We start from the raw sequence: 9,834 nt of genomic DNA, 5'->3' as shown, positions 1-9,834 counted from the left end.
CGGGCCCAAATGGCCCAGCACAGTTCGGAAGACGCCTCTCCTCCTCCCTGGCGTCAACCGTAACGAGAGCGGCGGCACTCCTCTCCTCCTCCCTGGGGTGTCGCTGCTCTACCTTCCCCCTCCTGACGACACATCAAATTGCCACCCCCCGGCTTTCCCTTGCCGCGGCCATTCGCTAGACGGTATGGCAACAGCCGACATGCGGGCCCACCGGGGCGCGCCAGCAGATGGGAAGACTGACATGGCGATGGAAAAGACCTTCGACGCGAGCGAGGCGGAACCGCGTCTCTACGAGGCATGGGAAGATGCGGGCGCGTTCCGCGCAGGCGCGAATGCCAGCCGCGAAGAGACATTCTGCATCATGATCCCGCCACCCAACGTGACCGGGTCACTGCATATGGGCCATGCCTTCAACAACACGTTGCAGGATATCCTTGTCCGCTGGCACCGGATGCGCGGCTTTAACACCCTCTGGCAGCCCGGTCAGGACCACGCCGGCATCGCCACGCAGATGGTGGTTGAACGCGAACTGGCCAAGAACCAGCAACCTACCCGCCGCGAAATGGGCCGCGAGGCATTTCTGGAAAAGGTCTGGGACTGGAAGCAGGAGTCCGGCGGCACGATCATCAACCAGCTCAAGCGGCTTGGCGCGTCCTGTGACTGGGACCGCAACGCCTTTACCATGTCCGGTGCCCCGGGCGCCCCCGAGGGCCAGGGCGGCAATTTCCACGATGCCGTCATCAAGGTTTTTGTGGACATGTATAACAAGGGGTTGATCTATCGCGGCAAGCGACTGGTCAACTGGGATCCGCATTTCGAGACCGCGATTTCCGACCTGGAGGTCGAGAATATCGACACACCGGGCCATATGTGGCACTTCAAATACCCGTTGGCGGGCGGGGCCACCTATATCTACATCGAAAAGGACGAGGACGGGAACGTCATCCTTGAAGAGGAACGCAACTATATCGCCATCGCCACGACACGCCCCGAAACCATGCTGGGCGACGGTGCGGTGGCCGTTCACCCCTCGGACGAGCGGTATAAGCCGATCATCGGCAAGCTGTGCGAAATCCCCGTGGGTCCGAAAGAACACCGCCGTCTGATCCCGATCATCACCGATGACTATCCCGACCCGCTGTTCGGTTCGGGCGCGGTCAAGATCACCGGCGCGCATGATTTCAACGACTACGCTGTCGCGGTGCGCAACAATATCCCGCTATACCCGCTGATGGACACCAAGGGCGCAATGCGCGCCGACGGGATGGCCTATGCCGAGGCGGCCGAGCTTGCGACGCAAATCGCCAGCGGCGATACCCCTGCCCCTACCGATACCACGCCGATCAACCTTGTCCCGGACGAGTATCGCGGGCTGGACCGGTTCGAGGCGCGCGACAAGGTGGTTGCCGCGATCAATGCCGAAGGTCTGGCGGTCATGTGTCCCAACCCCGACTACGTTCCCGATGCGCAGGCGGAGGACGGCCAGGAGGTCCCGGATCAAGTCCGGGACGCGACGATCCCCTTCGTCGAGAACAAGCCCATCATGCAGCCGTTCGGTGACCGGTCCAAGGTCGTGATAGAGCCGATGCTGACCGATCAGTGGTTTGTCGACACCGCCAAGATCGTCGATCCCGCGCTGGACGCCGTCCGCAAGGGCAAAGCGGGTGGCGGCACCGACATCCTGCCCGAATCCGACCGCAAGGTGTATTTCAACTGGCTGGAGAATATCGAGCCGTGGTGCATTTCCCGCCAGCTTTGGTGGGGTCACCAGATCCCGGTCTGGTACGGGCTTGACCTTGAGGCCGAAGGTTTCCGCGATGACGAAGGCGACGGCGCGCTGGACCTGGTTGAAATGGGCCGCCTGCTGCTTCAGCAACATCTCACACCGGGCAGCGAGCGTCTGCATTCCGCGCATGATTTCAATGCGGTCAAGGCGCAGTTCCTCGACGTGCTGGCGGGTCTTCCGCAACCGCTGAACCACGCGACCGTTATCGAGGTCGCCGACCGCGCCACAGCGGTGCATGAGCTGGCCACCAGCCTTGCCGAATACGAATCGACGCAAGATCCAACCCGGCTGATCTACCCGGTCTGGCGCGACCCCGATGTGCTGGACACCTGGTTTTCCTCCGGTCTCTGGCCGCTCGGCACGCTGGGTTGGCCCGAAGAGACGCCGGAGTTGCAGAAATACTTCCCCACATCCGTGCTGATCACCGGATTTGACATCATCTTCTTCTGGGTCGCCCGGATGATGATGATGCAATACGCGGTTGTTGGCGAAAAACCCTTCGATACGGTCTATGTCCACGCGCTTGTCCGCGACGAGAAGGGCAAGAAGATGTCGAAGTCGCTGGGCAACGTCCTCGACCCGCTGGACCTGATCGACGAATACGGCGCCGATGCGGTACGCTTCACCCTCACGGCGATGGCCGCGATGGGCCGCGATCTGAAGCTCTCGACCCAGCGGATCGCCGGCTACCGGAACTTCACCACCAAGCTGTGGAACGCCTGCCGCTTCGCCGAAATGAACCATGTCTACGATATGTACAATTCGGACGTACAAAAGGGGCAAAAGCCCTCAAACTCCCACACGGTCAACCGCTGGATTGTCGGCGAAACCGCCAAGGTGCGCGAAGCCGTGGATGAGGCTTTGGGCAACTACCGGTTCAACGACGCCGCCAACGCGCTCTATGTGTTTGTCTGGGGCAAGGTCTGCGACTGGTATGTGGAGTTTTCCAAACCGCTCTTCGACTCGGAAGATGCTGAAATCGTTTCAGAAACCCGCGCCACGATGGCCTGGGTACTGGATCAGTGTCTGGTCATGCTGCACCCGATCATGCCCTATATCACCGAAGAGCTTTGGGCCACGCTGACCCCGCGCAGCGGCATGCTTGTCCACGCAGACTGGCCGGAATGGCAAGCCTCTGAACTGGTTGATCAAAACGCTGACCGAGAGATGAACTGGGTGATCTCGCTCATCGAAGGCATCCGCTCTGCCCGCGCGCAGATGAACGTCCCCGCAGGCCTGCATGTCACGCTCCTGGCAAGCCATCTCGACGCCGCCGGACAAGCCGCGTGGAACAATAACGAGGCCCTGATAAAGCGTCTGGCGCGCGTCGAAAGCCTGACGAAAGTCAGCGCCTTTCCAAAGGGTTGCGCCGTGGTCCCAGCCGAAGGTGCCGTCTTCGGGATCCCCCTTGCCGACATCATCGACGTCGATGCCGAAAAGGCCCGGCTGGAAAAAACCCTGGGCAAACTTGCCAAGGAAATCGGTGGCATGAAGGGGCGGCTGAACAACCCGAAATTCCTCGCCAGCGCCCCCGATGAGGTGGTCGAGGAAACCCGAGGCAACGTCGCGCAGCGCGAAGAGGAGGAGGCCACACTCAAATCCGCGCTCGCCCGCCTCAACGAACTCTGACAGCGCCTAAGGCATTGAAATAAAACGGGGGCGGCGGATGATCGCCCCCTCACTTCTTCTTGGCAAAAATACTCAAAATCCGACATTGCTGCATAGTGCAGAAGCCGATGAATGCGCGCTCACCCCCGCCAGAATCGCGCCGTGAACAGAACAAACACCACCAAAAGCTCCAACCGCCCCGCCAGCATGGCGAGGATCAGCACCCATTTGGCGACATCGTTCAGCGTCGCGAAATTACCTGCCGGACCAATGATGTCCCCCAGACCCGGACCGATATTCGCCAACGCCGTGGCCGCTCCCGACACCGACGTCACGAAATCCAACCCGGTCATCCCCAGCGCAACAGAGGTCAGTCCCAACGACACGACAAAGATCACAAAAAACGACATCACCGAGTTGAGCACATCCTCGCCCACCGTTCGCCCGTCATAGCGCGGCAGAACGATCGCGTGGGGCGACCGGATTTTGCGCATCTGTGTGCGGATCGAGGCAATCAGGATCTGGTAGCGGAAAATCTTTACCGAACAGGCGGTTGAACCGGCACACCCGCCGATCAGGCCGATGAAGAAAAACATCGCAATCAGGAACGGCCCCCAGGTCATGTAGTCGACGCTGGAATAGCCGGTGCCCGAGATGATCGAGGTGATATTGAACAATGCTTCGCGGAAGGCCTGTTCCCAGTGATGCGGAAAAATCGACATCAGTACGCCGCTCGCGACCAGCACCAGCGCAAGGATCACGAAGAAGAAGCCACGCGCCTGCGCGTCTCTGTGCATCGCGCCGGTATGGCCATTCAGCATCTGCACGTAGCGCACGAACGGGAGGGCGGCCATCACCATGAAGATCGACGCCACATATTCCATGGGGCCGGTAAATACCCCGAAAGATGCGTCATAATTGGCGAAGCCACCGGTGGATACGGTGGTCAGCGCGTGCACAGAGGCATCAAATGCGTTCATTCCCAGCACAAGGTAGCACAGCGCACAAAGCAGCGTCAGCGAGACATAGACCACCGAAATTTGTGATGCGATCTCGGTCGCGCGCGGAAGAATTTTTCCCATTGTTTCAAACGCTTCCGAACGGAAGATCTGCATACCGCCGACCTTGAGCTCTGGCAGGAAAACCATCGCCACAACGATGATCCCGATCCCGCCCAGCCATTGCAGCAAGCCGCGCCACAACAACAAGCCTTTGGGCAGTGTATCCAGCCCGGTGAACACCGTGGATCCGGTGGTGGTCAGTCCGGACATCGCCTCGAACAGGGCATCGACGAAACGCGCCTCCGTCTCGCCCAGCACAAAGGGAATGGCACCGAATAATGGCAGCGTCACCCAGACCCCGGTCGCCAGCAAGAATGTCTGCTGAATTGACAGCCCTTCGCGCACGCCGTTGGCACAGGCCAGCGCCGTCAGCCCGCCCACGAATACCGTCAGCATCGCGCTTTCCGCGAAAACTGGCCATTGGCCACGGCCCTCGGCCATGTCCACCAGCATCGGCAGCAGCATGGTCAGGCCGAGCGCCACCACAAGGAGGCCGATGACATAAAGGACCGGACGGACGTCAAACATGGACCGCAGCGTTGGCTGCGGCCCGCGGGGAAGTCAAGCACCGGCGTGCCGTTCAAGCGCCGATAAGGTCACGAAAAACATAGCGTGGGATATCGTCGCGCCGCAGCCCCATGCGCGACAGTTCTTCGTTTGACTTCGCATCAAGCCGCGCCAGTTCCGTCATGCGCGCGCGCCGTTCGATATAGCCGTTGAACCCCTGCCCTGCAGCGGCAAGAAAGAGGTCGAGGGCATTCCGCAGTTGCGGAGACATGAATTTGATACTGAGAGTTTGCGGTGTCGGCATTGGAAACCTCTTCGTTAGATTTGGTTTCCTCCCATGCTGATCAATATAGCATGAAATCGGTCTTGATCCCGCATCCCGGCAGGATCAGAGGCAATCTGTTGCTGCATTGCAGCATCAGATTGTCTTAACCGACGTGGAACAGTGTGTTGAACAATTTCGGATCCAGGCTGTCGGCCTTGAAGGTTTCGCCTTCTGTCAGGATCGAGACAGCATCGTGGCTGTGCAGGCTTTCCTGATGGCTGGCAATCACCCGATAGTCACCAATCCGCGCATCCGCCGTCAGCTGCTCTGCAAACAGCCGTGCCGCATCCTCGACAAAGATCGGATTGGCGGCGTTGAGTTCAGCGAATGCCTGTTCATCCTCACGTTTGACCATCACCTGCGTTTCGGTGGGCACGGCGCGGCGGCACATGTCGATCAAATCCTCGAACCACAGACAATCGCCTTTCCGCACATCAACCGAAATCCGCGCCACGGAGCGTTGCGAATGGGGTGTCGCAAGCTGTCCACGGGCGCGCCGGGCATGTTCGCTAAGCTCCAGCGAACAGGGACAGGTCGACGAATAGAGATAATCGAGATGCATGATCTTGTTGCGTACGCCGTCACGTTCAACCAGTTCCAGCGCCAGATCGTAATATTGATAGCCGGACAGTCCGGACCGAAGGCTTTCTATCTTCACGGGAAAGCTGAACCGCATCTGAATGCGCGCGTCAAAGCTCTCAAGGTCAGTCTTGTAATCGTCAAGCGCCGCTTCGATCACCTCGAAACTGAAGGTTTTTTCCGCGTGGCCATAGAAGGACCGCATGATGCGGCTCATATTGATACCCTTCTTGTCGGCCTCCAGACTGACGGTTCCAGTGACACTTGTTTCCAGCGTCAAATCGCCGTTGTCGCGCGTGTGGTAACGCAAAGGCAGGCGAAAATTGGAAATCCCGACATGCTGGATCGCACGTTTGGCACCACGAATCAGCGCCGCAGGGCCGTTTTGCAGATCCGGCAGGCTGGCTTTGTAGGCTTCATCGACGACAAAATCCTGAGGGTAGAGATTGGACATCTGCGGCTGGTCTGCCTCGCCAATCAGCCGGGCAACGGCCGGGTCCATCGAAGAAAGATCTTCCTTCGATGCATTGGCCGCCCAAAGGCGCAGTGCGGCCAGCGCGGCCTGTGCCTCTTCGCGGGTCAGATCAGTCGGGACGTCGGACAGGTGCACGTTCATGTCACCACCTTTCGGAGTGTTGCCCCATCTACTTAGGCGTTATGAGACCGGATTTCCAATTCCTTTAAGTAAACTTTTTTTAATCAGACTATGTCACACATTTCAAACCCGGTCTTTTCAGCGGGGACTGATACAGCGGTAATAGCCCCGCGCGGTGTCGGTCAGACTGCCTCCAACGCTTGCAACAGATCGTCAATCAAATCCTGCGGGTCTTCGATTCCCACGGAAAGACGAATCAATCCCCGGCTGATCCCCAGTTCGGCACGCTGTTCCTCGGTCAATCGTTGATGAGTCGTCGTCGCGGGATGGGTCACGATAGATTTTGCATCGCCAAGGTTGTTGGAGATTATGATGATCTCCAACGCATTGAGCAGCCGAAAGCTCTCCTCCTGCCCGCCCTTCAACTCGATGGCCAGCATGGTGCCGCCCGCACCCATCTGGCTTTGCACCAGATCGTATTGCGGATGCGAGGCATGTCCGGGATAGACCACGCCTGCCAGCTTTGGATGATTTTGAAGCGCCTCTGCAATGGCGCCAGCACTCTGCGTCTGCGCCCGCACCCGCAGGTCGATGGTTTCCAATCCCTTGAGCATGACCCAGGCGGTGAATGGCGACATCGAGCCGCCGGTGTGTTTCATGTAGGGTTCAACTGTCTTGCGGATGTATTCCTTGCTGCCGAGGATCACCCCGCCCAGCGTCCGGCCCTGCCCGTCAATATGCTTGGTCCCCGAATAGATCACCACGTCCGCACCCAGATCCAGTGCGCGCGAGTAGACCGGCGTGGCGAAGACGTTGTCGACCACCACAAGCGCGCCGACCGCATGGGCCAGTTCCGACACCGCCGCGATGTCGATGATTTCCAGCGTCGGGTTGGACATCGATTCGAAGAACACCGCCTTGGTGTCGGGACGGATCGCCGCGCGCCACTGGTCCAGATCAGTGCCATCCACCAATGTGGCCTCGACCCCGAAGCGGGTGAGGATGTCGTCCACGATATAAAGGCATGACCCGAACAGCGCGCGCGCCGACACAAGGTGATCGCCGGCTTGCAGCATGCTTGTCAGCGCACCATTGACGGCCGCCATGCCGCTGGCCGTGGCAAAGGCATCCTCGGCACCTTCCAGAAGCGCGATGCGTTCTTCGAACATCCGCACTGTGGGATTGCCATACCGCGCATAGATAAACTCGTCGTCACCTGCCTTGATGAACCGCGCTTCCGCATCCTCGGCGCTGTCATAGACAAACCCTTGCGTCAGAAAGATCGCTTCGCTGACCTCGTTATACTGGCTGCGACGGGTGCCGCCATGCACGAGGTTTGTGCGCGTTCTGCGTGATCGTGTCATTGTCCTGTCCTTTTGCGGCACCGCTGCGCCGCCCATGAAAAAACCCCAGACGCGGCCAAGCGAAAGGGGTCTCCTTCATCCTGACCTTTTAGCGGCATATTTTACGTGGCCCACAATCCGGTAACAAATCGCCACGCAGAGGCGTTTAAGTGCCGTTGCGCAACAGGTCAAGGCCGTCACGCAGGCTTAACGCAGGTTTCACGGATGTGTCGTATGTCGGGGTTAGCTGCTGCCCACAAGATGTAGTGGAGGCCTGAAATGACCCATTTGAGCGTTACTGCCCATGAAGACCGCCCGCTGATTCACAGCACGGCAAACTGCCCGCGCCCGGACCTTGCGCGCGCCCTTGAAGCCGACCTCGGCCCGGTGATCATTTCGATCCATGGCTACCGCTATGCGCCCGGTCATGCCCGGCATTGTCCACATGGATCGCTTCTGTCCCTGAAACCTCGCTCGCGCGGACCGCGCACCATCAGCTGGCCGCGCCACCTTGGCTTTGGCCGCAACGATCCGCAGGAAGGCCTGTCGGTTGGCTTCGGCTGGCAGGCCCGCAACGGGTTTCGTCAGGGCTATCACGACGCAGAGGTTGCGGGCCGCGCACTCGCCCGGTTGGTCGATGACATCGCCTCGCTTGATCCCGCACGGCCAATCCAGTTCTTCGCGCATTCGCTTGGGGCGCGTGTCGCATTGCGCGCGCTGCGGCATGTCCGCCGGGGGCAGATCGGCCGTATGATCCTGATGGCCGGGGCTGCCTACATTTCCGAGACGGAGAACCTGCCGGACACAAGCGAGATCGTCAACGTCACCACGCGCGAGAACGACTTGTTCGACCTGCTCTTTGAAACCGCGATCCGTCCGCACACCCCCGGCGATCGGGCCTTGGGACATGGGCTGAACGCCGCCAACATGCTGAACCTGCAACTGGACCAGCCCGCTACGCTGGACGCGCTGGAAAGTCTTGGCTATCGCATCGCGCCTCCGGTCCGACGCGTCTGTCATTGGTCACCCTACCTGCGCGGCGGGGTGTTTCCGCTGTACCGCGCATTGCTGCGCAGCCCCGAGGCGCTGCCGCTCGCGACATTGCGCGCATACCTTCCCCAGACCGCAGATCCGCATTGGTCACGGCTTTTTCAACCCTTCCCGATACGTCTGCCCTTGCCCTTCCCGCGACAAACCACATGATGCGTCCCCAAACGGAGGATGCAATGACCGCTTCAATCGACCTGTATTACTGGCCCACGCCGAACGGGTGGAAGGTTTCCATCGCGCTGGAAGAAATGGGGCTGCCGTATCAGACCCACCTGATCAATATCGGCAAGGGCGACCAGTTTGACCCGGATTTCCTGAAAATCGCGCCCAACAATCGCATGCCCGCGATCACGGATCCCGACGGGCCGGATGGGGCGCCGATCTCGATCTTCGAATCCGGTGCCATCCTGCAATACCTGGCCCGCAAGACCGGCACGTTCTGCGGCGCAGATGAACGCGCCCGTGTTGCCGTCGATCAGTGGTTGATGTGGCAGATGGGCGGTCTGGGTCCGATGGCGGGTCAGGCGCATCATTTCCTGAAATACGCCCCCAGCATGGAGCCGCCACAAGAGCTTCCCTACGCGCAGGACCGCTATCGCAACGAAACCAGGCGGCTTTACCAAGTGCTGAACAAGCAACTGTCCGAAAATGAATTTGTGGCAGGGTCCGATTACAGCATCGCGGATATGGCGATCTGGCCTTGGGCGTCGCTGTGGGAGGGTCAGCAACAGACGCTGGACGACAAACCCCACCTCGCCCGCTGGTTGGAAACGGTGGGCAGTCGGCCTGCTGTGCAACAGGGACAAGGGTTGCATGCAGACCTGCGCGATGCCAAGCAGGACGACGACGAAAAGCGCGAGTCTCAGAAGGTTCTTTTCGGCCAGAAGTGACGGGTTTGTTTTGGACAGGCAATCCCTGGCGCGCGGCCCGATGCGCCGTGCGCTTTGCCTGTCGCTTCGGATAACGCGCCCGCACCGGAA

7 protein-coding genes and 1 riboswitch are annotated in these 9,834 nt (G+C 59.9%); of the genes, 3 read left to right on the top strand and 4 right to left on the bottom strand.

Annotation, left to right across the window (positions count from 1 at the left end; all coding sequences use genetic code 11):
- The first annotated feature begins 241 nt into the window (after nucleotides 1-241).
- On the top strand, nucleotides 242-3,415 hold the full coding sequence (locus tag ACN0WV_RS12205; protein ID WP_417606090.1) for a valine--tRNA ligase: 3,174 nt from the start codon (nucleotides 242-244) through the stop codon (nucleotides 3,413-3,415).
- 119 nt (nucleotides 3,416-3,534) lie between these two features.
- Here the strand turns inward: ACN0WV_RS12205 and ACN0WV_RS12200 are convergent, their stop codons facing one another.
- The 4 genes from ACN0WV_RS12200 to metZ form a co-directional block, all read right to left on the bottom strand.
- Entirely contained in the window at nucleotides 3,535-4,983 is a 1,449-nt protein-coding gene (locus tag ACN0WV_RS12200) for a TrkH family potassium uptake protein (RefSeq protein WP_084353298.1), read from the bottom strand.
- 52 nt (nucleotides 4,984-5,035) lie between these two features.
- The gene (locus tag ACN0WV_RS12195; RefSeq protein WP_417606089.1) at nucleotides 5,036-5,266 is read right to left on the bottom strand and encodes a hypothetical protein; all 231 of its coding nucleotides are present in this window, start codon (nucleotides 5,264-5,266) and stop codon (nucleotides 5,036-5,038) included.
- Nucleotides 5,267-5,390: 124 nt separating this feature from the next.
- The gene (folE2, locus tag ACN0WV_RS12190; RefSeq protein WP_417606087.1) at nucleotides 5,391-6,482 is read right to left on the bottom strand and encodes a GTP cyclohydrolase FolE2; all 1,092 of its coding nucleotides are present in this window, start codon (nucleotides 6,480-6,482) and stop codon (nucleotides 5,391-5,393) included.
- A gap of 161 nt (nucleotides 6,483-6,643) precedes the next feature.
- Complete coding sequence (gene metZ, locus ACN0WV_RS12185) at nucleotides 6,644-7,825, bottom strand: O-succinylhomoserine sulfhydrylase (protein ID WP_417606086.1); 1,182 nt, start codon at nucleotides 7,823-7,825, stop codon at nucleotides 6,644-6,646.
- A gap of 68 nt (nucleotides 7,826-7,893) precedes the next feature.
- Nucleotides 7,894-7,970: riboswitch (SAM riboswitch) on the bottom strand.
- Nucleotides 7,971-8,083: 113 nt separating this feature from the next.
- On the opposite strand from metZ, the gene ACN0WV_RS12180 reads away from it, so the two are divergent.
- Nucleotides 8,084-9,007 (top strand): alpha/beta hydrolase, encoded by a 924-nt coding sequence (locus ACN0WV_RS12180; protein WP_084353296.1) that lies wholly within the window; start codon nucleotides 8,084-8,086, stop codon nucleotides 9,005-9,007.
- A gap of 23 nt (nucleotides 9,008-9,030) precedes the next feature.
- Nucleotides 9,031-9,744, top strand: a complete 714-nt coding sequence (locus ACN0WV_RS12175; protein ID WP_417606084.1) for a glutathione S-transferase N-terminal domain-containing protein — start codon at nucleotides 9,031-9,033, stop codon at nucleotides 9,742-9,744.
- Nucleotides 9,745-9,834: the final 90 nt, after the last annotated feature.

Source organism: Primorskyibacter flagellatus, from assembly GCF_048268605.1.
GTDB lineage: Bacteria > Pseudomonadota > Alphaproteobacteria > Rhodobacterales > Rhodobacteraceae > Primorskyibacter > Primorskyibacter flagellatus.
Note: the sequence above shows the minus strand (reverse complement) of the source record. Positions and strands in the feature narration are given on the sequence as shown.